Below are 25,773 nucleotides of genomic sequence, written 5' to 3'. Positions count from 1 at the left end.
CGTTTCAGCAGACCTTGCGGTCGGTGCTTGCCCGGCAACCCTTACGGGTTGCCGCAGCCGGCATCAGGCAACGGTGGCTTTCACCTGGTTGACGATGGCAGCAAAGGCAGGCTTGTCATGAATAGCCATGTCCGACAGCACCTTGCGGTCCAGTTCAATCGAGGCCTTCTTCAGACCGTTCATGAACACGCTGTAGGTCATGCCATGCTCACGCGTCGCGGCATTGATACGCGCAATCCAGAGCGCGCGGAACACGCGCTTCTTGTTGCGGCGATCGCGGTACGCGTACTGGCCAGCACGCATGACCGCCTGCTTGGCGATACGGTAGACATTATTGCGACGGCCGCGGTAACCCTTGGCAGCGTCGATGACTTTCTTGTGGCGGGCCCGTGCAGTAACCCCACGCTTAACTCGAGGCATTGAATACTCCTTTCGCTGTCGTTAGAGGTTATGCGTACGGCATCATTGCGCGCACCGACTTGACGTCCGACTCGTGGACGTCCAGGGTGCCACGCAGGTGACGCTTGTTCTTGGTGGTCTTCTTGGTCAGGATGTGACGCTTGAAGGCCTGGCCGCGCTTGAACGAACCGTTCGGACGGGCAGTAAAGCGCTTGGACGCGCTTTTCTTCGTCTTCATCTTCGGCATGAAAAACTCCAGCTCTATGACATGCATGCAGGTGGACGGCTGTCGCCGACGCTTGCAAGACCCGCATCCACTTGTTTTTGCACGGTTCCCGGAAAGGGTTCCGCGCTACTTCCACGCGACACAACGCCGGAATGCCTTGGCATCCCGGCCGCCGCATCGCGCAAAAATTACTTCTTCTTCTTGGGGGCGAGCACCATCACCATCTGGCGCCCTTCCATCTTCGGCATCTGCTCGACCTGGCCGATTTCCTCCAGGTCCGCCTTCAGGCGTTCGAGCACGCGCGCGCCGATTTCCTGGTGCGCCATCTCACGGCCGCGGAAGCGCAGCGTGATCTTGGTCTTGTCGCCGTCTTCCAGGAAACGCTTCAGGTTGCGCAGCTTGACGTTGTAGTCGCCGTCATCCGTGCCAGGGCGGAACTTCACTTCCTTGACCTGGATGATCTTCTGCTTCAGCTTCGCCTCGTGCGCGCGCTTGGCTTCCTCGTACTTGAACTTCCCGTAATCCATGATCCGGGCGACGGGCGGAGTCGCGTTCGGGGCGATCTCCACCAAATCCAAGTCCTTATCCTCAGCCAGGCGAAGCGCGTCCATGAACTTGACGATGCCAAGCTGCTCGTTATCAACCCCTACCAGGCGCAGTTCGGGCGCGAGGATCTCACGGTTGATGCGGTGACCTTTGTCCGTAGCGATGTTCCGTTACCTCAAGAAGACAAAAAAACAAGCCGTGCTTCCGACCCATCAGGCTTTGCTGGCAACGTCCTGTTGCAGACGCTCCACAAACGCGGAGACGGGCATCACACCCAGATCCACGTTGCCACGGGCACGCACGGCCACTTGATTTCCATCTCGCTCCTTGTCGCCCACCACCAGCAGGTAGGGAATCTTTTGAAGCGAATGCTCGCGGATTTTATACGTAATTTTCTCGTTACGCAAATCGGCCTTCGCCCTAAACCCTTGTTTTAGCAGCGATTGCACGACGTTTTCAGCATATTCGGCCTGCGAATCCGCGATATTCATGACCACCACCTGCTCCGGCGCCAGCCAGGCGGGCAGCGCACCCGCATGGTTTTCGAGCAGGATGCCCAGGAAGCGCTCGAACGAACCCAGGATCGCCCGGTGCAGCATCACGGGACGCTTGCGCGAGTTATCCTCGGAAACGTACTCGGCATCCAGGCGCTCCGGGAGGACCAGGTCCAGCTGCAGCGTGCCGCACTGCCACGAACGGCCAATGGCGTCCTTGATGTGGTACTCGACCTTCGGGCCGTAAAAAGCACCTTCGCCTGGCAGTTCTTCCCACTCCACGCCACAGGCGCGCAGCGCCAGGCGCAGGCCTTCTTCGGCGTGGTCCCAGACCTCGTCCGAGCCGGCGCGCTGATCCGGGCGCAAGGACAGCTTGACCGCCACGTCCTTGAAGCCGAAATCGTCGTACACCGAGAACGCCAGTTCGTTGAAGGCCTTTGCCTCGGCCACGATTTGCTCTTCCGTGCAGAAGATATGCGCATCATCCTGCACAAAGCCCCGCACACGCATCAGGCCATGCAACGCGCCGGACGGCTCGTTGCGATGGCAGGCGCCGAATTCGGCCAGGCGCAGGGGCAGATCGCGATAGGAACGCAGGCCGTGGTTGAAGATCTGCACATGCCCCGGGCAGTTCATCGGCTTGATCGCGTAGTCGCGCTTCTCAGATTCCGTGACGAACATGTTCTCTTTGTAGTTCTGCCAGTGGCCGGATTTCTCCCAGAGCGAACGGTCCATCACTTGCGGCGTACGCACTTCGTCGTAGCCCGCTTCCGTCAGGCGGCCGCGCATGTATTGCTCGACTGCCTGCCAAACCTGCCAGCCCTTCGGATGCCAGAACACCATGCCCGGCGCCTCTTCTTGCAGATGGAACAGGTCGAGCGATTTGCCAAGCTTGCGGTGATCGCGCTTCTCGGCCTCTTCAAGCATGTGCAGGTAGGCTTCCTGGTCTTCCTTCTTCGCCCAGGCCGTGCCGTAGATGCGCTGGAGCATCTCGTTGTTGGCATCGCCGCGCCAGTAGGCGCCAGCCACCTTCATCAGCTTGAACACCTTCAGCTTGCCCGTCGACGGCACGTGCGGGCCGCGGCACAGGTCGACGAACTTGCCTTCGCGGTACAGCCCGATCTCCTGGTCCGCCGGAATCGAGGCGATGATCTCGGCCTTGTACTTTTCGCCCATCGACTCGAACAGCGCCACCGCTTCGTCGCGGTTCCACACCTCGCGCGTGACCTTCTCGTCCTTGCGCGACAACTCCGTCATCTTCTTTTCGATGGCGGCGAGATCTTCCGGCGTGAAGGGTCGCTTGTAGGCGAAGTCGTAGTAAAAGCCGTTTTCGATCACCGGCCCGATCGTCACCTGCGCTTCCGGGTAGAGTTCCTTGACCGCATAAGCCAGCAAGTGGGCCGTCGAGTGGCGGATGACATCGACGCCGTCGGCATCCTTGTCCGTGATGATGGCCAGCGTCACATCGCGATCGATCGAGTAGCTCGTATCGACCAGGTTGCCATCCACCTTGCCAGCCAGCGCGGCCTTGGCCAGGCCCGTACCGATGCTCTGCGCCACTTCGGCAACCGTTACCGGGCCGGGAAACTCGCGACGGGACCCATCCGGCAGCGTGATTGCGATCATTTCGACTCTCCAGGATTCCACCCCGGCGCCTGACGGTCGCGGGCGGATCAAACTGCATCTTTTGTAGCACCGACCCACCCCGAAACAGGCGGCGTGCCGGCAACGTTCTTGGTGCCGCCCACAGCAGGCGGCAAGCTTATCAGGCAGCTGGCAGGCGACAGACGAAAAAAAACGCGGCCAAGGCCGCGTTTCTCTTTGTCAAATCCGGATTCAACCGGGACGGAGGCGCACCTCGACTACTGTCGCTTGCCAGCGGTAGTAGTTCGCGGTGTCATGAACATGATGCCTTTCCGTTCCTTGCGAGGTTGAATCGGACTTGCCGCACTGTGTTGTTGTACTGCTGTGGTACTGCCGTACTGCAATTCGTTGGTAGGCTCGATTGGACTCGAACCAACGACCCCCACCATGTCAAGGTGGTGCTCTAACCAGCTGAGCTACGAGCCTAGCGAAGCAGCAATTATAGCCTTACTTTCTTCGCGCTTGCAATACCCCCTGCACATCTTCGATCAGGGACAGTGCGCGCTGCAGTTGCGTGGCCTCCGATACCTCAGCCGTGAACTGCATCCGCGCCACGCCCTTGCTCGACAGCGTCTTCACGCCCGTTACGTTTATCTTCTCGCGCGACAGGACTTCGGAGATATCGCGCAGCAGTCCCTGGCGGTCGACGGCCTCGACATGGATATCGACCGGATACACCGCATCGCTCTTCTTGCCCCATTCCGTCTGGATGACGCGCTCCGGCGCGCGCGCCGAAAGCTGCTGGAACGTGTGGCAGTTGCGCCGATGAATCGATACCCCTCGCCCGCGCGTGACAAATCCCACGATGTCGTCGGGCGGCGCCGGCTTGCAGCAGCGGGACATCTGCGTCATCAGCGAATCCACGCCGACCACGAGCACGCCGGTCTTGGCGCCGCGCGCCACGCTGGTGGCACGGCTCTTCTTGGTGACGGCGTCCTCTTCGCTGATCGGCGCCTGCACCTCGCCTTCCGGATGCCGCAGCGCGTGCTCCACATGTCGCAGGCTGAATTCTTCTTTCGCCACCGCGGCGAACAGATCGTCCGGCGACTTGAAGCCGAGCCGCGTCGCGAGGTCTTCGAGCTTGACCGCGGTCTTGCCTTCGCGCTGCAACGTCTTGTCGATCAGCACGCGCCCCTGCGCGATGGTCTCCTGCGAGTCCAGTGCGTTGAACCACGCGCGCACCTTGGCGCGCGCGCGGCTGCTCGCCAGGTAGCCAAGCTCCGGGTTGAGCCAGTCACGCGATGGCCCGCCCTGCTTCACTGCAATGATTTCGACGGTCTGGCCGTTCCTCAGCGGCGTATTGAGCGGCACCATGGTGCCGTCGACACGCGCGCCGCGGCAGCGATGGCCGAGGTCGCTGTGCAGGTAGTAGGCGAAGTCCAGCGGCGTGGCGCCCTGCGGCAGCGCAATCACGCGCGCCTGCGGCGTCAGCACGTAGATGTGGTCGTCGATGGCCGCGTGCTTGAGTTGCTCCCACGGCGATTCATCGTGGGTCACGCTATGGTCGGCATCGTCCTTCCACGCCAGCAGCTGCCGCAGCCACGCGATTTTCTCGTCGTAGCTGTCGCTTGCGGCGAACTGCCCGCTGTAGCCCTTGCTGCCCGCCTCCTTGTAGCGCCAGTGCGCGGCCACGCCGTACTCGGCGAAGTGGTGCATTTCCTGCGTGCGGATCTGCACCTCGAACGCGCGCCCGTCGTCGCCGATCACCACCGTGTGCAGCGACTTGTAGCCATTGGACTTGGGCCGCGAAATGTAATCGTCGAACTCGCGCGGAATCGGCTGCCAGATATGGTGGACAATACCGAGCACCGTATAGCAGTCCTTGATATCGTCCACGATCACGCGGAACGCGCGCACGTCATACAGGTCGGCAAAGTCGAGCTCCTTGCCGCGCATCTTCTTCCAGATGCTGTAGATATGCTTGGGCCGCCCGCTCACCTCGGCGCGGATGCCGGCCTCGGCCAGCTCCGCCTGCAGGCGCGCGATGGCGCTGGCGATATACCCTTCGCGCTCGATGCGCTTTTCGTCGAGCAGCTTGGCGATGCGCTTGTAGGTATCGGGCTGCTCGAAGCGGAAAGCCAGATCCTCCAGCTCCCACTTCATCTGCCAGATACCCAGCCGATTGGCGAGCGGCGCGTAGATGTCGAGCGTCTCGCGCGCCAGGCCCGGCAGCGGCTCGCGCTTGTGCTGCGCCAGCCAGCGCAGCGACTGCAGCCGCGACGCCAGGCGCACGAGTACCACGCGGATGTCCTGCGCGAATGCCAGCAGCATCTTGCGCAGCGCTTCCACCTGTTCGTGCCGTGCCTGCGCCACGTTGCGCGAAGCCTCCTGCACGTCATGGCCGCCGGCGATGGCGCCGATGCGCAGCAGCTGTCGCACGCCCTTCACCATCCTGCTCACGTCTTCGCCGAATCGCGCTTCGATGTCCGCTTCCGCCGCGGGCGCGAACTCGGCCAGCGGGAACAGGCAGCAGGCGGCGCGCGCTGCGTCGTCCACGCGCAGGCCGTCGAGGATGCGCAGCATCCCTTCCGCATGCGAAAGCACCGGCTCGCCGGTCGGCAGCAAGGCATCACCCGCCTGCTCGCGCACGTACGCCAGCGCACGCCCGACCATGTCGGCGTCCGGGACGCCGGCAACCTGGCCGGCCAGGTCGGTAGACGTCACCATAGGGTCACCATGTCACGACGCCGTCTTTAGTTGAGCGCAGCGGTCACCACCACTTCGATCAGGTAGTCGGGATTGGCCAGCTTCGCTTCGACGGTGGCGCGCGGCGGCGTGTTGCCCTGCGGCACCCACGCGTCCCACACCTCGTTCATCTTGCCGATCAGTTCGATGTCGGTCAGAAAGATCTGGCACGACAGGATGCGCGCCTTGTCGCTGCCGGCCTCTGCCAGCAGGCGATCGATGTGACCCAGCACTTCGCGGGTCTGGCCGTGGATGTCGGCCTTCGGGTCGACTTCGGGGACCTGGCCGGCCAGATAGACCACGCCGTTGTACACCGCGTATTCGGACAGGCGCTTGCCCACGTGGGCGCGCTTCAGTTCATTGCTGCTCATGACAAATCAAACGCATTCAGGTTGATACGACCGATCCGGCTCGGCACCGCTCAGGCACTGCCCAGGAAAAACTGGCGGGCCACGGCGATCTGCGCCGGATCGACAAAAGTCGGTGCATGCCCCACATCGGGGATTTCCACCGAACTGACATGCTTGCCGCGCGCCACCATGTCCGCCACGGTGTCGCGCAGCAGCAGGTCCGATTGCGCGCCACGCACGACCAGCACCGGCGCCGTGATGGCTTCGAACATGTGCCACATGGTGGCCTCGCCCGCCGCCAACTGCTCCGGCGTGGCACCGCGGAACGGCACGGCCAGCGCCGGATCGTAATGCAAGCCCCATTCCAGGCCTTGCGCGCCCTGCACGGGCTTGAGTATCGCGCCGTTCAGCTCGCGCCATTGTTCCGGCGTATGGCGTCCGAACGATGCGCTGATGGTTTGCAGGTAGGCCAGACCTTCCTCGAAGGTCTTGAAGCGCACCGGCAGCCCCAGGTAGGAACCGATCCGCTCCACGGCAGAGGCCGTGATGCGCGGCCCCACATCGTTGAGCAGCAGCTTGCGCACGGGCGAATTGGGCAACCCCGCCAGGCCCATGCCGATCAGGCCGCCCATCGAGGTGCCGAACCAGTCGACCTTCTCCACGTTCAGCCTGGCGATCAGCGTGACCATGTCCGCCATGTACTTCGGCACCACGTAGTTGCTCGGGTCGGGCAACCAGTCGGAGCGCCCGCGGCCGGCCACGTCGGGACACACCACGCGGTACTCGCCGCACAGCGACTGGGCCAGCATGTCGAAGTCGCGGCCCGTGCGCGTCAGGCCATGCACGCACATCAGCACGCGCGGATTGGCCGGGTCGCCCCATTCGTGATAGGCCATGCGGTGCAGGCCCGCCGGACTGATGCACTGGACGAAGCCGAGGCGCGGACTGGCAGACATCTGAACTCCCTGACGAACCGGCCGCCGCTGGGGCTTTGCCGGAGGTTGAGCAAAGCAGGATTGTACGCCGCAGCGGTTACAATGCCACAGCACTACGCGCGCTACGACGCACACGCCGCCCCGCCTGGCGCAGCCACCCGCGCAGCGTTGCAGGCACGGGCGAAGCGGTTCGGCCGGCCGTGTCCGGCCATCCATTCTCTCGACCCTCGATCTCGACGGAGGCTTACATGCTCAAAGGCAAGACGGCACTGGTGACTGGCTCGACCAGCGGCATCGGACTCGGCATCGCGCAGGCACTCGCGGCGCAAGGCGCCAACATCATCGCCAACGGCTTTGGTGACGTGGAGGACGCAAAGCGCGAAATCGCGCAGGCCGGCACCGGCATCAAGGTCGGCTACCACGGCGCGGACATGAGCAAGTCGGCCGAAATCGAGGACATGATGCGCTATGCCGAGTCCGAATTCGGCGGCGCCGACATCCTCGTCAACAATGCGGGCATCCAGTTCGTGGCGAACATCGAGGACTTCCCCACCGATCGCTGGGACGCGATCATCGCCATCAACCTGACCTCCGCCTTCCACACCACGCGCCTGGCATTGCCCGGCATGAAGCGGAAGAACTGGGGCCGCATCATCAATATCGCCTCGACCCACGGGCTGGTGGCATCGGCGCAGAAGTCCGCCTACGTGGCCGCCAAGCACGGCATCGTCGGCCTGACCAAGGTTACGGCGCTCGAAACCGCGCAGACCGGCGTGACCGCGAACGCGATCTGCCCGGGCTGGGTGCTGACGCCGCTGGTGCAGAAGCAGGTCGACGCGCGCGCGCAGAAGGAAGGCATCCCGGTCGAGCAGGCCAAGCGCGAGCTGGTGATCGAGAAGCAGCCGTCGGGCCAGTTCGTCACGCCCGAGGAACTCGGCGCGCTGGCGGTGTTCCTGGCTTCCGAGGCGGCGCGCCAGGTACGCGGCGCGATCTGGAACATGGACGGCGGCTGGGTCGCGCAGTAAACCTGCCCGCCGGAACGCAAAAAGCCCCGCTTCGCAGCGGGGCTTTTTGCATCCAGCCGGAGACGCTTACAGCAGCGGTGCGCCGGTTTTGCTCTGGATTTCCTCGCGGCTCACGCCCGGCGCGGTTTCCACGAGCTTCAGACCGTCCGCTGTCACGTCGATGACGCCGAGGTCGGTAATGATGCGGTTGACCACGCCCAGGCCGGTCAGCGGCAGGTTGCATTCCTTCAGGATCTTGATGTCCTCGGTGCCGTCCTTCTTCTTGGCGGTGTGTTCCATCAGCACCACCACGCGGCCCACGCCGGCGACCAGGTCCATCGCGCCGCCCATGCCCTTGACCATCTTGCCCGGAATCATCCAGTTGGCCAGGTCGCCCTTCTCGCTGACCTGCATCGCGCCCAGGATGGCCAGGTTGATATGGCCGCCGCGGATCATCGCGAAGGAATCGGCCGACGAGAAAATCGACGAGCCCGGCAGCGTCGTCACGGTCTGCTTGCCGGCGTTGATCATGTCGGCGTCCACTTCGTCCTCGGTCGGGAACGGGCCGATGCCAAGCAGGCCGTTTTCCGACTGCAGCCACACTTCCATGCCTTCCGGCACCCAGTTGGCCACCAGGGTCGGCAGTCCGATCCCCAGGTTCACGTAGAAGCCATCCTGCAATTCGGTCGCGGCGCGCGCGGCCATTTCGTCACGTGTCCATGCCATGATGTGTCTCCCTCTTACTTGGCGGCACGCACGGTGCGCTGCTCGATGCGTTTCTCTGGGTTGGTGTTCAGCACCAGGCGCTTGACGAAGATGCCAGCCAGGTGGATCTCATCCGGGTCCAGCTCGCCGGTTTCGACGATTTGCTCGACCTCGGCCACGGTGAATTTGCCGGCCATGGCGCACATCGGGTTGAAATTGCGCGCGGTACGGCGGAACACCAGGTTGCCGGCCTTGTCGGCCTTCCAGGCCTTGACCAGCGACACATCGGCGGTCAGCGAGCGCTCCATGACGTACTGTTCGCCATTGAATTCGCGGATTTCCTTGCCTTCGGCGACGATCGTGCCGACGCCGGTCTTGGTAAAGAAGGCCGGAATGCCCGAACCGCCGGCGCGCAGCTTCTCTGCCAGCGTGCCCTGCGGCGTGAATTCCAGCTCGAGTTCGCCGGCCAGGTACTGGCGCTCGAATTCCTTGTTCTCGCCCACGTAGGACGAGATCATCTTCTTGATCTGGCGCGTGGCCAGCAGCTGGCCCAGGCCGAAGCCGTCCACGCCGGCGTTGTTCGAGATGCAGGTCAGCTGCTTGACACCGGTGTCGCGCAGCGCGGCGATCAGTGCCTCGGGAATGCCGCACAGGCCGAAACCGCCCACGGCGATCGTCTGGCCGTCGCGGACGACGCCTGCAAGCGCCTCCGCGGCGCTGGCGTAGACCTTGTTCATGCTTCGCTCCTTCCTCGGTAGTCCCCTGTCGCCTGGCCCGCCGCCGGGTTGTGCGGCGGACGACGCAAGGAAATTGTAACGGTACAATCGGCGGCAGGCGCCGCGCTCTCGTCCGACCGAAAGGATACGCAACCCGCGCCACCTACGCCATTACGTAAAAATACATAAGTAGATGCCCGCCATCGATTACCAGACCGCTTTCCAGCTCGCCCCCGTGGGCCTGGTGCTGTCCCGCGAACGCATGATCGAGGACTGCAATGACGAAGTCTGCCGCATCTTCGGCACCACGCGGCAGGCATTGATCGGCGAATCGTTCCAGGTGCTATACCCCACCCCCGACGAATTCGAGCGCACCGGCGCACGCATCGTACCGATCATGAACAAGCGCGGTATGTACTCTGACGAACGGATCATGAAACGGGCCACTGGGGAACTGTTCTGGTGCCACGTCACGGGCCGGTCGCTGGACCGCTCGCAGCCGCTTGGCGCGGGAATCTGGACGTTCGAGGACTTGTCGCAGAAGCGGCAGGTAACCGCCGAGTTGACGGCGCGCGAACGTGATATTGCGGCGCAGCTCGTGGAAGGCAAGACCAGCAAGCAGATCGGCAAGCTGCTGGCGATCAGTCCGCGCACGGTCGATATCTATCGGGCGCGGCTGATGAAAAAATACGGAGCGAGTACGTCGGTGGATCTGGTGCAGCGGCTGGTAAACCATTGAGGCCCGATTCCAGACCTTTTCTCCCCTCGCCCGCTTGCGGCAGAGCAGAGCAAACCAGCGACACGCGTTACGCCTCGACGATCGCCCGGATCTCCGCCGGCACCGGCACCGACTTCTCCGCCGCGTAGTCGCACCACACCACCTTCGCCCCGCCTTCGGCCCACACCACATCGGGCATATCGGTACGCACGATCTCCATGCGCGTCTCGAAGCTGGTGCGCCCGAGCTGCCCCGCATAAACGCGGCATTCGATCGTCCCCGGATAGCGCAGCTGCTTCAGGAACGTCATGTGCGCATTGATGATGACCGGCCCCTGTCCCTTCGGATCCTTGCCGCCGCGCCCGAGCGAGGCGAACCACTCGATGCGCGCCTGCTCCAGGTACTGGAAGTAGACGGTATTGTTGACATGGCCCATCGCGTCCATGTCGCCCCAGCGGATCGGCATGACCGCCGTATAGACGTGCTTCATCACGGCCTCCAAAGCAACAGGCCCACCATTGCTGGCGGGCCGGTCCGATGATTTAGCGCTTGGCGATCGAGGCTTCGGCCTTGGTCACGAGGTCGGCGCCGATCTGCTTCTTCCACTTGTCGTAGACCTTGGCGGTCGCCTTGCGGAAGGCATCGTGCTCGGCCGGCGTCAGGTGCGTGACCTTGACGCCGTGGCCTTCCATGTCCTTCCAGGCGGGCGCGCCCGGCTCGGACAGGCCCTTGCGGGCCAGCGCGATTTCCTGCTTGCCGGCGTCGATGGCGGCCTGCCTGACGATTTCGCGGTCGGCCGGCGTCCAGCTTTCCCAGATCTGCTTGTTGACAACGAAGATCAGCGGATCAGCCACATAGCCCCAGGTGGTCACGAACTTCTGGCCCACCGTGTACAGCTTGGCAGCGGCGAACACCGACTGCGGGTTCTCCTGGCCATCCACGGCGCCCGAGGCCATGGCCGGCTGCGCGTCGGCCCAGCTCATCTGGGTCGGGTTGGCGCCCAGCGCGTTGAAGGTCTCGATGTACAGCGGCGAACCCACCACGCGCAGCTTCATGCCCTTGAGGTCATCCGGCTTGCGGATTTCCTTCTTGGAGTTGGAAACTTCGCGGAAGCCATTCTCGCCCCAGGCCAGCGGCACCACGCCCGCCTTTTCCAGCGTCGTGAAGATCTGCTTGCCGACTTCGCCCTGCGTCAGTGAATCCAGCGCCTTGTAGTCGGGCATCAGGAACGGCAGCGAGAACAGGTTCAGTTCCTTGACTTGCGGCGACCAGTTGATGGTCGAGCCCACGGCCATGTCGATGACGCCCTGGCGGATCGCCGAGAACTCGCGCGTCTGGTCGCCGGCCACCAGCGAGGTGCCCGGGTACAGCTTGATGTTGATGCGGCCGTTGGTGCGCTGCTTGACCAGGTCGGCCCAGATCTCGCCGCCCTTGCCCCACGGGAAGGCCGGGCCGAGCACCAGCGACATCTTGTACTCGGGCTTGTAGGTCTGCGCCATGGAGGCGGCGGGCGCGAAGGCGGAAGCGGCGATCGTGGCAGCGATCGACAGCATCAGGGCACGGCGTTTCATCGGGTCTCTCCTCTTGGATCGTTGTTGCTTGCGTGTTGCTCGTTGTTTGTATTGGCTACGCTTGAATCAATAGCCCAGGTAGTTCGGCAGCCAGGTGGCCAGGGGCGGATAGGCCAGAACCATCAGCATGGCGACGAACATCGCCAGCAGCATCCAGATCACCCAGGGCACGGTCTCTTCCATGCGCACGCGGGCAATCCGGCACGACACCATCAGGTTCACGGCCAGCGGCGGCGTGAACTGGCCCAGTGCCACCTTCAGCGTCAGCACCACGCCAAACCACACCGGGTTCCAGTGGAAGGCGTTGGCGATCGGCAGCAGCAGCGGCACGAAGATCAGGAAGATCGAGATGCCGTCGAGGAACATGCCCACCGTCATCAGCAGCAGCACGATCAGCGCCAGCACGCCGTATTCGCCGAGCCCGGAGTTGGCGATGGCGTGCGCCAGCGGATCGATCACGCCCAGCGTGGACAGCGCATACGCGAAGATGCCCGCCAGCGCCACCACGAGCAGGATCACGGCCGAGGTTTCAGCCGCTTCCTGGAAGATCACGAACAGGTCCCTCATGCCGATGCTGCGGTAGATCACCATGCCCACGAACAGGCCATAGACCACAGCCACCACCGCGGCTTCGGTCGGCGTGAACCAGCCGGCGCGCATGCCGCCCAGGATCAGGAACGGCGCCACCAGCCCCCAGGCCGCCTCGCGCAGGCTCTTCCAGAACGGCGGTCGCGGCAGCGAGGCTTCGATCGCGCCCATGTTGTGCTTGCGCGCGAGCCACACCGCCGGCACGATCAGCGCCACGCCGGCCAGCACGCCCGGAACCATGCCCGCCGCAAACAGCGCCGGCACTGACGCGCCCGGGACCAGCACGCTGTAGATGATGAAGGCCACCGAGGGCGGGATCAGGATGTCGGTCGCCGCCGCGGCGCCGACCACCGCCGCGCTGTACGAACCCGGATAGCCGGCCCGCGACATCGCCGCGATCATCACGCCGCCGACCGCCGCCGCATTGGCGGGGCCGGAGCCCGAGATGCCGCCCAGGAACATGGCCACCAGGATGGCCACCAGCGGCAGCATGCCCGGCCCCCGCCCGACGATGGCAATGGCAAACGTCACCAGCCGCTGCGCGACGCCGGAACGGTCGAAGATCGAGCCGACCAGCACGAACATCGGAATGGCCAGCAGCGGATACTTGGCCAGGCCCGCGTAGAAGTTCTGCGGCACGGCCAGCAGGCCGAACATCTGGGTATCGAGGTTGGACAGGCCGATGGCGATCAGGCCGCCCATCCCCAGCGATACGCCAATCGGCACGCCCAGCAGCATCAGGCCAATGAAGACCACGAACAGGATAATGGCGATCAGCGTCATGGCTTCTGCCCCTGTCCGTTGCGGCCAGCGTGCAGTGCCTTGAGCGCGCGCAGGTTGCGCGTCATCAGGCCGAATGCGCGCAGCGCAATGCCGGCCGACAGCACCGGCAGCCAGACCGAATACCACCAGCTTGGCACGCCAATGCCCGGCGAGGTCTCGCCGTAGGTGTATTCATCCCACGTAATGCGGGCGCCCAATATGGCCAGCGCGATAAACATCACGGCGACGACCAGCGCCGACAGGATCGCCAGCCGCTTCTGCCGCGCCTGGCTGCCGCGCTCGAAGAAGAACTCGATGCGGATATTGCGGTCGCGCGCCACCGCGGCGCTGCCGGCGACCAGCGCCAGCACGATCATCAGGAAAACCGAAAATTCCTCGGTCCAGGCAAATGACTCGTCGGTGAAATAGCGGACCACCACATTGGCGAAGGTGATGCAGACCAGCAGCACCATCACGACCACCCCGATCCAGTCCTCGATGCGGGGCGAAACCCGGAATTCGGCGTCTTGCGCCTCGTCTGCCGCCTGCGGGATCACCGCGGAATCGACGACGTGTTGCGGCACGGCGTCGCGCCGTGCCTGCTCTTGTTGCTCCATCTCCCCGGCCTCCGGTCCGGGCTGCTCGGGCCGGACGGCCACCACAGCTTATTTGTATGTAAAGACTTAATCTGAAAACATGGCGGATTATGCCAAGACTGGCGCGCCCTGTATCGGGTTTTATTGCCACCTGCGTGGAAGCCGCGCTCGAATATCGCCCGAGGGGACCGGATAAGCCCTGGGCGATGCAAAAACAAAGCGCTGCCCTTCGGCTTTTGGCCTTGGGCAGCGTATGCCGGCGCGGCGCCGGACAGCCGTGGATCCGGCTCAGACCATGCCGTCGTCGGCGGTAATGACTGCGCCGTTGATGAACTGCGACTGGTCCGAAGCCAGCAGCAACAGCAGGCCGTCGAGGTCTTCAGGCTTGCCCAGGCGCTTGCGCGGCAGCATCTGGATCAGCTTCTGGCCGGCATCGGTGTCCCAGTGATGGTGGTTGATGTCGGTGTCGATGTAACCGGGGCAGACCGCGTTGACGTTGATGCCATGGCGCGCCCATTCGAGCGCCATGGCCTTGGTCATATGCACCACGGCCGCCTTGCTCATGCAGTAGATGCCGATTTGCGACAGTACCTTCAGGCCCGCGACCGACGCGACATTGATAATGCGCGCCTGCGGCAGCGGGTTGCCGTTTTTCTCGGCCCCCTTGGCGCGCGCCATCATGCGCTTGGCGACTTCCTGTGCAACGAAGAAGGCGCCACGGGTATTGGTATCGAAGACGAAGTCGAAATCTTCGGCAGTGACATCCGTCAGCTTCTGCGTCGTCGAGACGCCCGAATTGTTGACGAGAATATCGATGGCGCCCGCCTCGGTTTCCGCGTGCGCAACTGCCGCGCGAATGCTGACCGGGTCGGTCACGTCCAGGCGCACCACATGGGCGCTGCCGCCTTCAGCCTCGATCGACGCGCGCAGTTCCTTCAGGCGCTCCGTGCGGCGCGAAGCCAGCACAACCTTGGCGCCGGCGGCCGCGAGAACCGTTGCAAAACGCGAGCCGAGCCCGCTTGAAGCCCCGGTCACGAGCGCGACCTTGCCTTCCAGATTGATCGACAAACCCATATCTACCCCGCGTGCTGGCGTGACCGTGTGGCGCACCCTGCCCAATGAGAATCGGAAGGCAGAATACCAAAAAAAAGAACGACCGTTCCAAAAAAATCCTTGCCTGAGGGTGACGAGTCCCGGACAATGCCGGAGATTCTAAGAACTTGGCCCGTAAAGGGAAAGAGGGAAAACGCGCGGAACGGCGCGTCCTGGCGACCTTTCGATGCAAGCCGGTTCATTCGAACAAACAAGGCATTTCCCACAATTGCAGGCAAGGCGCCAAGAAACAGAGGGTTAGAGACAATGGATCAGCAGCAACTCCTGGAGCAGTTCGGGCCACGCGAGGCCATGGAATACGATGTGGTCATCGTCGGCGGCGGCCCTGGCGGCCTGGCTACGGCCATCCGCCTGAAGCAACTGGCACAGGAGAAAGGCAACGACGTCAATGTGTGCGTGCTTGAAAAAGGCTCGGAGCCCGGCGCGCACATCCTGTCGGGCGCCATCATGGACCCGCGCGCGCTCACCGAACTGTTCCCCAACTGGAAGGAACTCGGCGCGCCGCTGAACCAGCCGGTCACCGAGGACAAGTTCCTGTTCCTCAACGAAGGCGGTTCCAAGGGCACCCCGAACGCGCTGTTGCCGGAATGCTTCCACAATCACGGCAACTACATCGTCAGCCTGTCCAACGTCACGCGCTGGCTCGGCCAGCAGGCCGAAGCGCTGGGCGTGGAGATCTTCCCCGGCTTCCCGGCCGCCGAAGTGCTCTACAACGATGACGGCTCGGTCAAGGGCGTGGCCACGGGCAATATGGGCATCGGCAAGGACGGCGAGCCCACTGACAATTTCCAGCTCGGCATGGAATTGCATGCCAAGTACACCATCTTCGCCGAGGGCGCGCGTGGCCACCTGGGCAAGCAGCTGATCGCGAAGTACAAGCTCGACGCCGGCAAGGATCCGCAGAGCTACGGCATCGGTATCAAGGAACTGTGGGAAATCGATCCCGCCAAGCACCAGCCCGGCCTGGTGGTCCACACGGCCGGCTGGCCGCTCGATCCGGCTACCTACGGCGGCTCCTTCCTGTACCACATGGAAGACAACAAGGTCGCGGTCGGCTTCGTCGTCGGCCTGGACTACACCAATCCGTGGCTGTCGCCGTTCGAGGAATTCCAGCGCTTCAAGACCCATCCGGAGATCCGCAAGTACTTCGAAGGCGGCAAGCGCCTCAGCTACGGCGCGCGCGCCATCACCGCCGGCGGCCTGCTGTCGCTGCCCAAGACGGTGTTCCCGGGCGGCGCGCTGGTCGGCTGCGACGCCGGCTACCTGAACGCCTCGCGCATCAAGGGCAGCCATGCCGCCATCAAGACCGGCATGATGGCCGCCGAAGCCGCCTATGACGCGCTGCAGGCCGGCCGCCAGGGCGACGAGCTGACCGCCTACCCGGCTGCGTTCGAGCAGAGCTGGCTGTACAAGGAACTGCTGCAGGCCAAGAACTTCAAGCAGTGGTTCAAGAAAGGCCGCACCACCGCCACGCTGATGACCGGCATCGAGCAGTGGCTGCTGCCGAAGCTGGGCATCCGCAACCCGCCCTGGACCATCCACCGCACCAAGCCCGACCACGTCTACCTGAAGCCGGCGGCGGAGTGCGAGAAGATCGTGTACCCGAAACCGGACGGCAAGCTGACCTTCGACCGCCTGAGCTCGGTGTTCATCAGCAACACCAACCACGAAGAAAACCAGCCGGCCCACCTGACGCTGAAAGACGCCAGCGTGCCGGTCAACGTCAACTGGGAAAAGTTCGCCGGCCCCGAAAGCCGCTACTGCCCGGCCGGCGTGTACGAGTTCGTGCAGGACGAGACCTCGGGCAAGGAACGCCTGCAGATCAATGCGCAGAACTGCGTGCACTGCAAGACCTGTGACATCAAGGACCCGACGCAGAATATCGTGTGGGTCACGCCGGAAGGCGGCGGCGGTCCGAACTACGTGAACATGTAAGACACCCGCCCGGGCCATGCGCCGGGCACCATGCAAAAGAGGCACCTTCGGGTGCCTCTTTTGTTTCGGCTTGTACGGGTAGAGCAGCGCCGCGCTAGACCGACAGGCCGCTGCCAAGCAGCAATTGCTCGTAGATATAGCACTGCAGCAGCGTCATCTCGCGTTCGGCGAGCACATCGAATGCAATGCCGAACGCCGGATAGTCGGTGTCCCCGTGACTCTCCGCCACGACCAGGGCATCGGCAAGGATCTCGCTGTCGATCGACGTGGTGCGCAAGCGAAAGCGCAACTGGACCCGGCTGCCGACCGCCGGCGCCGGCCCGGCTGCGTGGACCAGCGCGCCGCCGGTACTGAGATCCGACACGATCACCAGGCGCGCGGCGCCGTTCGCCAGATCGCCGGCGGCATCGTGGCCACCATCCTGCGACTGCGTCATGTAGGCCGCCAGCCGGGTCGGCACGCGGGCGGCCTTGCGCACCGGCATCTGGTCGAGCTGCGCCGGCGCTGACAGCACCAGGTAGCGAAACGGACTGCGGCACACCGCCGTGATGGTCGACGTAAAGCTATGGATGACACGCCCCGAGAAGCCGCGCAGCAGCAGCGTGTCGCCGGCCTGCACCATCAGGTCCCGCCCGCCCAGCTGTGGCCACGTCACGAACAAGCCTTGCTCGACGAAGCCGATCAGCCGGCTGGCCGCGGCGCGGCTGTTGTCCTCCGGCAGCTTGACGTGCAGCAGCGTCCCGACCTGCAGGCCCAGCGGCCCTGGCGGCGGCAGGTCGGCTGGCGGATGCTCGCCCGAGTCGGCATCCTGGCGGCATAGCTGGCCGTGGCGGAACACCAGCGCCAGGTCGCGCGAATCGGGGATCACATTGCCGATGCCCAGCACCAGATTGCCTTCGCCGTCCAGCAGCGACCAGGGCAACGGCGCCCCCACGGGGAGATCGTTGGGAGAGAGATGGATCATGATGGTTCCGGCATGGTATGCGGGCAAGGACTGGTCAATATGGTGTGCAGCTCACTGCTGGGCAGCATTCGCCATCTGATTCATATCGACGGATATCGGCAAACTTTGAGCGGCTTTTTTCAAGCCTTGACGCGCGTGCGGCCGAACGGCAAAATTCGCCAAAATCTGTCTGACAGCCTGACATCTCAATACCATGGTGGACGTCCTTCCACGCCCGGCCTCGCTGGCCAACCGGATCGCCCAGTCACTGCGCGAAGACATTGCCGCCGGCCGCTTCCTGGCCGGTGCACGGCTGCCGGCAGAATCCGCTCTCGCGGGCACGTTCGGCGTCAGCCGGCCGATCGTGCGCGAGGCCATCGCCCTGCTCAAGGCGGACGGCATTCTGGTGACGCGCAAGGGCGCCGGCGCCTACGTGTCCGAGACGCCGGGCGGGCAGGCGTGGCGTGTCGCGAGCGCGCCGGACGGCGGGCCCAGCCTGCCGCAGCTGTTCGAACTGCGCATGGTGGTGGAAACCGCCTGCGCCGAAATGGCGGCGGCGCGCCGCACCGACGCCGACCTGCGGCAGATCCGCGAGGCGCTCGCCGCCATGCAGGATCACGCGGAGGATTTCGCTGCCGCGGCCGCCGCCGATATCGCCTTCCACCACGCCATCGCCCAGGCCGCGCACAACCCCTGCTTTACCGGGCTGACCGACTTCGTCAGCCAGCAGATGCTGGCCGCGCGCCAGCGCGCCTGGGAAAACACGGCCCGGCTGCGGGCCGACAGCGGCACGGCGCGCGCCGCCGATGCCGAACATGCAGCCTTGGTGGAAGCGATCGCCAGCGGCAGCCCGCCCGCGGCGCGGGAAGCCGCGCTTCATCACCTGAGTGCCGCCGCGCAGCGGCTGGGCCTGCCGCTGGCCTGATCGAGGCCGGGCGACAACCGGATACAGCATCAACCAGAATCGAGGAGAGAACATGGAGAACGTGGATTGCGTGGTGATCGGCGCGGGTGTCGTCGGACTGGCCGTGGCCAGGGCACTGGCGGTGAACGGACGCGAAGTCATCATCCTGGAGGCCGAGAACGCCTTTGGCACCATCACGAGCGCGCGCAACAGCGAGGTCATCCATGCCGGCATCTATTACCCGGCGGGCTCGCTCAAGGCCGGGCTATGCGTGCGCGGCAAGGAAATGCTGTACGAATACTGTGCCTCCCACCATGTCGAGCACCAGCGCTGCGGCAAGCTGATCGTGGCGACCAGCGAGGCACAGGTGGCCACGCTCGAAGGCATCCGCGCCAAGGCCGCGGCCAATGGCGTGCATGATCTGCGCTTCCTGACGCGCGCCGAAGCGCAGGCGCTGGAGCCGCAGCTGCAATGCCACGCCGCGCTGCTCTCGCCATCCACCGGCATCATCGACAGCCACGGGCTGATGACGGCGCTGCTCGGCGACGCCGAAAACGCCGGCGCGATGCTGGCGGTGCAGTCACCCGTATTGCGCGGCGCGATCACGCCCGCGGGCATCGAACTGGAAGTCGGGAACGAGGACGGCGGCAGCACCACGCTGCTGGCCCGGACAGTCGTCAACGCCGCCGGCCTGACCGCGCCCGAACTGGCCCGCCGTATCGATGGCATGCCCGAGGCCCATATCCCGCCGCAGTACTACGCCAAGGGCTGCTATTTCACGCTGGCGGGACGCGCGCCGTTCTCGCGGCTGATCTATCCGGTGCCCGAAGCGGCCGGGCTCGGCGTGCACCTGACGCTCGACATGGGCGGCCAGGCGCGCTTCGGCCCCAATGTGCGCTGGATCGACGATATCGAATACAGCGTCGACCCCGCCGATGCCGAGAGCTTCTACGACGAAGTCCGCCGCTACTGGCCCGGACTGGCCGACGATGCGCTGCAGCCGGGTTATGCCGGCATCCGCCCCAAGATCAGCGGCCCGCATGAAACCGCCGCGGATTTCCGCATCGACGGCCCCGCCACGCACGGCGTGCCGGGACTGGTTCACCTGTTCGGCATCGAGTCGCCGGGGCTGACCTCGTCGCTGGCCATCGCCGAGCGCGTGGCCGCCGGACTGGCCTGAGCCGAGCCCGGCACGGCCGGGTTGCGGAAGCTCATCAGCGCGCAGACCGCGCCCGCTGCCGCGGCGGCCGCCGCCAGGCCGAAGGTGTGCGCGGGTGCCAACACCTTCCACGTCCAGCCCATCACCAGGCCGCCGAGCGTGCCGCCGACGCCGTAGGAAATCCCCGTGTACAGCGCCTGCCCCCGCCCCTGCAGCGGCCCCGCGAACCAATGCTGCAGGCGCTTGAGGCTGGCGCTGTGGTGCGCGGCGAAGGTGGCTGCGTGCAGCACCTGCACGGCGGCCATCAACCACAGGACTTCAGGGAAGTAGCCGGTCAGGCCGAATCGCACCGCGGCCAGCACGAACGTACCGGCCAGGATCGTCGCCAGCGGCACACGCGCGAACAGCCGGCCCTGGAAGTAGAAGAACACGATCTCCGCGACCACGCCGATGGTCCACATCACGCCGATCGCGAACTTGCTGTAGCCCAGCCGCTCCAGGTAGAGCGAATAGAACACGTACAGCGCCGCGTGCGCGAACATCATCAGGAAAGCGGAAGCGAAGAACCAGGCTACGTCCGGCCGGCGCAGCAGCGGCAACGCGGGCGGCGGACGAACGCGCGGACCTTCGTCGGGCGCATCGCGCATGCCGAACACCATCGCCATCAGGATCGCCAGCATGGCGCTGGCCACCCATGGAAAGGCCTGCATGCCGAGCTGCTGGAACAGCGCGCCACCCGCCAGCACGGCGGCAATGAAGCCGACCGAACCGAACATGCGGATGCGGCCGTAGCGGTGGTCGAAGGCGCCGTAGCGGCGCAGCGTGGAAATGGTCAGGGCATCGCCGAGCGGCGACATCGCGCTGGTGATGAGGCTGATGGCAACCATCATCGCCATCATGCCGCCGTAGCTCTCCACCGCCGGCAGTGCCAGGAATGCCACAAGAGCGCCGACCGCCGTCACCCTGAGGATGCGCACGCGCGTGTGCATCGTGTCCGAGAGCCAGCCCCACAGGTAGGGGCCGAGGATGCGGCTGAACTGGAACGACGCCATCAGCACGCCGATCTGCACGGCCGTGAAGCCGCGCGCCGCGAAGAACAGGCTCACGAACGGCGAGATCACGCCGACGTAGCCGTAGTACCCGAGGTAGAAGAGACCGAAGCGGCCGTAGTCAGGCCGCGCCGGAACGGCGGTGACGGTCTCGGGCGTAGCGCCCAACTCAGTCAGGCTGACCGGGGGCCTGCGCGGCAATGCGCGGCGTATCCACCTTGACGTCGCCGCACTGGGCACGGTGGCGCAGCGCGTGGTCGACCAGCACCAGCGCCAGCAGCGCCTCGGCGATCGGCGTGGCGCGGATGCCCACGCACGGATCGTGGCGGCCGAAGGTCTCGACGGTCGCCGCATTGCCCGACTTGTCGATGGACTCGCGCGGCGTGCGGATGCTGGAAGTCGGCTTGATCGCCAGCGACACGGTGATGTCCTGGCCCGTGGAAATACCGCCCAGGATGCCGCCAGCGTTATTGCTGCGGAAGCCTTGCGCGGTAAGTTCGTCGCCATGCTCGCTACCGCGCTGCGATACGCTGTTGAAACCGGCGCCGATTTCCACGCCCTTGACCGCGTTGAGACCCATCATGGCATGCGCGATATCGGCGTCGAGCCGGTCGAACAGCGGCTCGCCCAGGCCAACAGGCACATTGCTGGCGACCACTTCGATGCGCGCGCCGACCGAATCGCCGTCGCGGCGCAGCGCGTCCATGTAGGTTTCCAGTTCCGGCACGATATCGGCATTCGCGGCGAAGAACGGGTTCTCCGGCACCTGCGACCAGTCGCTGAACGGCACCTCGATCTCGCCGAGTTGCGACATATAGCCCCGGATCTCCGTGCCGAAATGCTCGCGCAGCCATTTCTTTGCCACGGCGCCCGCGGCCACCACCGGCGCGGTCAGGCGCGCCGACGAACGGCCGCCGCCGCGATAGTCGCGGATGCCGTACTTCTGCCAGTAGGTGTAGTCGGCATGCCCGGGACGGAAGGTCTCGACGATATTGCCGTAGTCCTTGCTGCGCTGGTCGGTGTTGCGGATCAGCAGGCAGATCGGCGTGCCGGTGGTCTTGCCTTCGAACACGCCCGAAAGGATTTCGACCTGGTCCGGTTCCTTGCGCTGGGTGACATGGCGCGACGTGCCAGGCTTGCGGCGATCGAGATCGGCCTGGATATCGGCTTCAGTCAGCGCCATGCCCGGCGGGCAGCCGTCCACCACCGCGCCGATGGCCGGCCCGTGCGATTCGCCGAAGGTAGTAACTGTGAAGAGCAGGCCAAGGGTATTGCCGGACATGATGGAAACCGCACAGGAATTGGGGACGGCCTACATTGTAAGGCCAATGCCCGCCCTTCTGCGCCCGGCCTGGCGCTCAGCGGCGCGGCAGTTCGCCCTGCCGCGCGGCTTCCGGATCGAAATCCGGATAGAACTCCTCGCGCATACGCGCCACGTAGGCCACCAGGTTGGCATGTCCTTCGGCGGCGGTGCGGATCGGCGTGTCGAACAGCGGGCACAGCAGGCTGCCGGCGAAGGCGAACAGGGTGGCATCGGCGCCGCACGGCCGATCGCCCATCAGGTACGGACGGTCGCCAAGAATGTCGGCAATCGACGTCACGCCCTTGCCGGCCAGGGCGACCAGCTCGGCTTCGCTATGCCGCCCCAAGCCCTGGTTCCAAAGCGTGCGGCGCACCTTGTGGCGCACCAGGCGCTCGGCCAGGCCACGTACCGGTGCCGGCACGGCGCGGAAGAACTGCGCCGGGCCACGCTCGAAGTTGGCTTCGTCAAGCCAGCGTACGCGCGCCACGGCCCAGTACAGGTTGTCTTCCATAAGCTTTTCCGCCGCCCAGGCGATGCCGCAATCCGCAGGCGTCAGGCCGGCATCGAAGTCGATGTGGTACGTCTTCTCGATATGCCAGCGGATCAGCGTGGAGTCCGCGACAATGCGGCCCATGTCGTCCAGGTACGGCAGCTTGCCCTTGGGCGCGCGCCGCAGGCTGCCGCGCCGGGTCTGGTAAGGCAGGCCGGCCAGCTTGAGCAGCATTTCGGCCTTGGTGACGAAGGGGCTGGCGTCGGGCAGGCCGAAAGCGGGGCCAAAGGTGTAGAGCGTGAGCATGGCAGTACGCGAGCGCGGGCTAGCGCCATTCGCCGCGCAGGGCAGTGACCATCTGCTGCAGGCCTTCCGGCGTGGCCTGGTCCGGCGGCACCGGTTCGCCCACGACCAACTCCAGCCGGCTCAGGACGCCGCGCCGGAACGGTCGCGTCATGGCCGACCCGCCCTTGCGCGAGAAAAAGCTGCCCCACAGCCCGCGCAACGCCATCGGCACCACTGTCACCGGCGTGCGCTGGATGATCTGCTGCACGCCCTGCTTGAACGCGTTGATCTCGCCAGTAGCCGTGATCTTGCCCTCCGGGAAGATGCAGACCAGATCGCCGTCCCGCAACGCAATGGCCACGTCGTCATAAGCCTTCGCCAGCAGCGCGGGGTCTTCATGCGCGGGCGCGATCGGAATGGCGCGGGCCTGGCGGAAGAACCACGACATCAGCGGCACCTTGAAGATGCGATGGTCCATGACGAAGCGCACCGGGCGCGGGCTGGCGGCCATCAGGACCACGGCGTCGGCAAAGCTGACGTGGTTGCAGACCAGCACGGCCGGGCCATCGGCGGGAATCCGCTCGGCGTTCACGCGCCGCAGCCGGTAGACCGTGTGCACCAGGATCCAGGCAACGAAGCGCAGCAGGAATTCCGGCACCAGCGAGTAGATGTAGATCGCCACCAGCGCATTGAGCAGCCCCACCACCAGGAACAGCTCGGGAATGCTGAAGCCCGCCTGCGCCATTGCCACGCCCAGCAGCGAAGCGCCGATCATGAAGAAGCTGTTCAGGATGTTGTTGGCGGCAATGATGCGCGCGCGATGCGTGGGCGCACTGCGGCTCTGGATCAGCGCGTACAGCGGCACGCTGTAGAAGCCGCCGAACATCGCCAGCAGCAGCAGGTCAACCAGCACACGCCAGTGGCCCGGCCCGGCGAGGAAGCCGCCAACTCCGGTCAGCGTGCCGCTCGCCTGCCCGTGGCTGGCGAAGTACAGGTCCACCGCGAACACCGTCATGCCGATCGAGCCGAACGGCACCAGGCCGATCTCGACATGCCGGCCCGACAAGCGTTCGCACAGCAGCGAGCCGATGCCGATACCCACCGAGAACACCGCCAGCAATAGCGTCACCACGTTCTGGTCGCCGCCCAGCACGTCCTTGGCAAAGCTGAAGAACGAGGTCAGGAAGGTTGCGCCCAGGAACCACAACCACGAGATGCCCAGCAGGCTCAGGAAAACCGTGCGGTTCTCGCGCGCGAGCATCAGGTTGCGCCAGGTCTCCGTGAACGGGTTCCAGTTGATGCGCAGGTCGGGCTGCGGCGCAGGTGACACCGGCACGCCGCGCGACACCACGCGGCCAGCCACGGCAAGGCCGACGCAGGCCGCGCCGACATAGAGCGGCCCGATCAGCTTGCCGCCCTGCTCCAGCCCGGCCAGTTCGCCGCCGAGCAGCGTGCCAAGCAGGATCGCGACAAAGGTCCCCATCTCGACCAGCCCGTTGCCGCCGACCAGTTCGGATTCCTCGAGGTGCTGCGGCAGGTAGGCGAACTTGACCGGCCCGAACAGCGTGGAATGCAGGCCCATCAGGAACGTGCCCGTGTAGAGCAGCGTGGCGTTGTGCCAGGCGAATCCGGCGCAGCCGAGCGCCATGATGGCGATCTCGAGCGACTTCACTAGCCGGATCAGGCGCGATTTTTCGATCTTGTCGGCGATCTGCCCGCTGGTCGCGGAAAACAGCACGAACGGCGCGATGAAGATCGCCGAGATCAGGAATGCGGCGCTGCGGGCGTCCACGCCCTCGAACAGCGCCGTGTGATAGGTCACCAGCGAGGTGAAGGCGACCTTGAAGACGTTGTCATTCATCGCCCCCAGGAACTGGGTCCAGAAGAACGGGGCGAAACGGCGCGCGCCGAGCAGTCGAAACTGGCTGTTTTGGCTCATGTTGGCAGGCTTGGGGCCCGGATGGGTTGGCCCCGGGATTCTGCCGGGGCGGCGTTCCGGCCGCCATCATGCCATCACGATGGCCGGACTGCACCTGGCCGGGACACTCCCGGCCCGGCGTTGCTCAGTCTGCGCGTTCCTGCTCTTCGGGCCAGTCGCGGATATAGGCCTTGAGCATCTTGTTTTCGAAGCTCTGGTCTTCCACCACCGCCTTGGCCACGTCGTAGAACGAAATCACGCCCATCAGCGTGCGGTTGTCGAGGATCGGCAGGTAGCGGGTGTGACGCTCCAGCATCATGCGGCGCACCTCGTTGACGTCGGTCTCCATGGTGCAGGTGAGCGGCGCATCGTCCATTACCTTGCGGATGCTGGTGTTGCCCACGCTGCCGCCATTCCTGGCCAGCGTCTCGATGATCTCGCGGAAGGTCAGCATGCCGACCAGGTCGCCATACTCCATGACCACGAGCGAGCCGATGTCGTGCTCGGCCATGGTGTGGACGGCTACCAGCAAGGCGGTGTCAGGCGTCACGGTGTAGAGCGTATTGCCCTTGATCTGGAGGATGTCGCTGACTTTCATGGTTGTCTCCGCTACCGGGTGCCTGCGGCATGGCGCCCTGCCGGAACCGGGGGGGCCGAATGCCTTTTTATCTGTTCATGGGATGTCCGGGCAGGGGTTGCCCGTGCGCCGATGCTAGCCCAGATCGCCCGGATAAG

At 65.0% G+C, this 25,773-nt stretch carries 25 protein-coding genes and 1 tRNA gene; 5 read left to right on the top strand and 21 right to left on the bottom strand.

The window, feature by feature from the left end:
* Window positions 1-63: 63 nt before the first annotated feature.
* The 8 genes from rplT to AC3FKG_RS07470 all read right to left on the bottom strand — a co-directional run bounded on the left by rplT (window position 64) and on the right by AC3FKG_RS07470 (window position 7,300).
* Complete coding sequence (gene rplT, locus AC3FKG_RS07505) at window positions 64-420, bottom strand: 50S ribosomal protein L20 (protein WP_008650487.1); 357 nt, start codon at window positions 418-420, stop codon at window positions 64-66.
* Window positions 421-448: 28 nt separating this feature from the next.
* Window positions 449-646: a 50S ribosomal protein L35 gene (gene rpmI, locus AC3FKG_RS07500; RefSeq protein ID WP_483711122.1), complete on the bottom strand. Its 198-nt coding sequence runs from the start codon at window positions 644-646 to the stop codon at window positions 449-451.
* A gap of 167 nt (window positions 647-813) precedes the next feature.
* Complete coding sequence (gene infC, locus AC3FKG_RS07495) at window positions 814-1,335, bottom strand: translation initiation factor IF-3 (protein ID WP_483711473.1); 522 nt, start codon at window positions 1,333-1,335, stop codon at window positions 814-816.
* 48 nt (window positions 1,336-1,383) lie between these two features.
* Entirely contained in the window at window positions 1,384-3,291 is a 1,908-nt protein-coding gene (thrS, locus tag AC3FKG_RS07490) for a threonine--tRNA ligase (protein WP_483711121.1), read from the bottom strand.
* A 367-nt stretch (window positions 3,292-3,658) separates the two neighbouring features.
* Window positions 3,659-3,735 (bottom strand) — tRNA-Val (locus AC3FKG_RS07485).
* 21 nt (window positions 3,736-3,756) lie between these two features.
* A complete protein-coding gene (locus AC3FKG_RS07480; RefSeq protein ID WP_483711120.1) occupies window positions 3,757-5,976 on the bottom strand; it encodes a RelA/SpoT family protein in 2,220 nt (739 codons plus the stop codon).
* 26 nt (window positions 5,977-6,002) lie between these two features.
* A complete protein-coding gene (locus AC3FKG_RS07475; RefSeq protein ID WP_483711119.1) occupies window positions 6,003-6,365 on the bottom strand; it encodes a RidA family protein in 363 nt (120 codons plus the stop codon).
* Between the two features lie 50 nt (window positions 6,366-6,415).
* Window positions 6,416-7,300, bottom strand: coding sequence for an alpha/beta fold hydrolase (locus AC3FKG_RS07470; RefSeq protein ID WP_483711118.1), 885 nt, complete (start codon window positions 7,298-7,300; stop codon window positions 6,416-6,418).
* Between the two features lie 227 nt (window positions 7,301-7,527).
* Here AC3FKG_RS07470 and AC3FKG_RS07465 point away from each other — a divergent pair, with 227 nt between their 5' ends.
* Window positions 7,528-8,304 carry a 3-hydroxybutyrate dehydrogenase gene (locus AC3FKG_RS07465; protein WP_483711117.1) on the top strand — a complete coding sequence of 259 codons (777 nt, stop codon included), beginning with the start codon at window positions 7,528-7,530 and terminating at the stop codon, window positions 8,302-8,304.
* A gap of 66 nt (window positions 8,305-8,370) precedes the next feature.
* Here the strand turns inward: AC3FKG_RS07465 and AC3FKG_RS07460 are convergent, their stop codons facing one another.
* Window positions 8,371-9,009 (bottom strand): CoA transferase subunit B, encoded by a 639-nt coding sequence (locus tag AC3FKG_RS07460; RefSeq protein WP_483711116.1) that lies wholly within the window; start codon window positions 9,007-9,009, stop codon window positions 8,371-8,373.
* A gap of 14 nt (window positions 9,010-9,023) precedes the next feature.
* Window positions 9,024-9,725: a CoA transferase subunit A gene (locus tag AC3FKG_RS07455; RefSeq protein ID WP_483711115.1), complete on the bottom strand. Its 702-nt coding sequence runs from the start codon at window positions 9,723-9,725 to the stop codon at window positions 9,024-9,026.
* Window positions 9,726-9,897: 172 nt separating this feature from the next.
* Here AC3FKG_RS07455 and AC3FKG_RS07450 point away from each other — a divergent pair, with 172 nt between their 5' ends.
* Window positions 9,898-10,443 (top strand): PAS domain-containing protein, encoded by a 546-nt coding sequence (locus tag AC3FKG_RS07450; RefSeq protein WP_483711114.1) that lies wholly within the window; start codon window positions 9,898-9,900, stop codon window positions 10,441-10,443.
* Between the two features lie 67 nt (window positions 10,444-10,510).
* On the opposite strand, the gene AC3FKG_RS07445 is transcribed toward AC3FKG_RS07450, so the two are convergent.
* From AC3FKG_RS07445 to AC3FKG_RS07425, 5 genes are all read right to left on the bottom strand, one after another.
* Window positions 10,511-10,912, bottom strand: coding sequence for an acyl-CoA thioesterase (locus AC3FKG_RS07445; RefSeq protein ID WP_483711113.1), 402 nt, complete (start codon window positions 10,910-10,912; stop codon window positions 10,511-10,513).
* A gap of 52 nt (window positions 10,913-10,964) precedes the next feature.
* Window positions 10,965-11,993, bottom strand: coding sequence for a DctP family TRAP transporter solute-binding subunit (locus tag AC3FKG_RS07440; protein ID WP_483711112.1), 1,029 nt, complete (start codon window positions 11,991-11,993; stop codon window positions 10,965-10,967).
* A gap of 66 nt (window positions 11,994-12,059) precedes the next feature.
* Window positions 12,060-13,364: a TRAP transporter large permease gene (locus tag AC3FKG_RS07435; protein ID WP_483711111.1), complete on the bottom strand. Its 1,305-nt coding sequence runs from the start codon at window positions 13,362-13,364 to the stop codon at window positions 12,060-12,062.
* A complete protein-coding gene (locus tag AC3FKG_RS07430) occupies window positions 13,361-13,960 on the bottom strand; it encodes a TRAP transporter small permease (RefSeq protein WP_488742769.1) in 600 nt (199 codons plus the stop codon). The genes AC3FKG_RS07435 and AC3FKG_RS07430 overlap by 4 nt, the downstream gene beginning before the upstream one ends.
* A 267-nt stretch (window positions 13,961-14,227) precedes the next feature.
* Entirely contained in the window at window positions 14,228-15,013 is a 786-nt protein-coding gene (locus tag AC3FKG_RS07425) for an SDR family oxidoreductase (protein WP_483711109.1), read from the bottom strand.
* A 285-nt stretch (window positions 15,014-15,298) separates the two neighbouring features.
* On the opposite strand from AC3FKG_RS07425, the gene AC3FKG_RS07420 reads away from it, so the two are divergent.
* Entirely contained in the window at window positions 15,299-16,987 is a 1,689-nt protein-coding gene (locus AC3FKG_RS07420; RefSeq protein ID WP_488742768.1) for an electron transfer flavoprotein-ubiquinone oxidoreductase, read from the top strand.
* 94 nt (window positions 16,988-17,081) lie between these two features.
* Here the strand turns inward: AC3FKG_RS07420 and AC3FKG_RS07415 are convergent, their stop codons facing one another.
* Window positions 17,082-17,951: a flagellar brake protein gene (locus tag AC3FKG_RS07415; RefSeq protein WP_483711107.1), complete on the bottom strand. Its 870-nt coding sequence runs from the start codon at window positions 17,949-17,951 to the stop codon at window positions 17,082-17,084.
* A gap of 196 nt (window positions 17,952-18,147) precedes the next feature.
* Between AC3FKG_RS07415 and AC3FKG_RS07410 the strand changes: the two genes are divergently transcribed.
* Both AC3FKG_RS07410 and AC3FKG_RS07405 read left to right on the top strand, forming a co-directional pair.
* Entirely contained in the window at window positions 18,148-18,855 is a 708-nt protein-coding gene (locus AC3FKG_RS07410) for a FadR/GntR family transcriptional regulator (protein WP_488742805.1), read from the top strand.
* A gap of 52 nt (window positions 18,856-18,907) precedes the next feature.
* Window positions 18,908-20,014 (top strand): NAD(P)/FAD-dependent oxidoreductase, encoded by a 1,107-nt coding sequence (locus AC3FKG_RS07405; RefSeq protein ID WP_488742767.1) that lies wholly within the window; start codon window positions 18,908-18,910, stop codon window positions 20,012-20,014.
* On the opposite strand, the gene AC3FKG_RS07400 is transcribed toward AC3FKG_RS07405, so the two are convergent.
* From AC3FKG_RS07400 to AC3FKG_RS07380, 5 genes are all read right to left on the bottom strand, one after another.
* Window positions 19,936-21,210 (bottom strand): MFS transporter, encoded by a 1,275-nt coding sequence (locus AC3FKG_RS07400; RefSeq protein WP_488742804.1) that lies wholly within the window; start codon window positions 21,208-21,210, stop codon window positions 19,936-19,938. The two genes, AC3FKG_RS07405 and AC3FKG_RS07400, sit on opposite strands and share 79 nt — an antisense overlap.
* Before the next feature lies 1 nt (window position 21,211).
* On the bottom strand, window positions 21,212-22,324 hold the full coding sequence (aroC, locus tag AC3FKG_RS07395; RefSeq protein WP_483711105.1) for a chorismate synthase: 1,113 nt from the start codon (window positions 22,322-22,324) through the stop codon (window positions 21,212-21,214).
* 76 nt (window positions 22,325-22,400) lie between these two features.
* Window positions 22,401-23,141, bottom strand: a complete 741-nt coding sequence (locus AC3FKG_RS07390; protein WP_488742766.1) for a glutathione S-transferase C-terminal domain-containing protein — start codon at window positions 23,139-23,141, stop codon at window positions 22,401-22,403.
* A gap of 19 nt (window positions 23,142-23,160) precedes the next feature.
* Window positions 23,161-25,059 carry an MFS transporter gene (locus tag AC3FKG_RS07385; protein WP_483711103.1) on the bottom strand — a complete coding sequence of 633 codons (1,899 nt, stop codon included), beginning with the start codon at window positions 25,057-25,059 and terminating at the stop codon, window positions 23,161-23,163.
* A 124-nt stretch (window positions 25,060-25,183) separates the two neighbouring features.
* On the bottom strand, window positions 25,184-25,636 hold the full coding sequence (locus AC3FKG_RS07380; protein ID WP_483711102.1) for a CBS domain-containing protein: 453 nt from the start codon (window positions 25,634-25,636) through the stop codon (window positions 25,184-25,186).
* Between the last annotated feature and the right edge of the window lie 137 nt (window positions 25,637-25,773).

This window comes from Cupriavidus sp. 22TCCZM04-2 (assembly GCF_057798895.1).
This window is presented reverse-complemented; position numbering and strand designations above follow the sequence as displayed.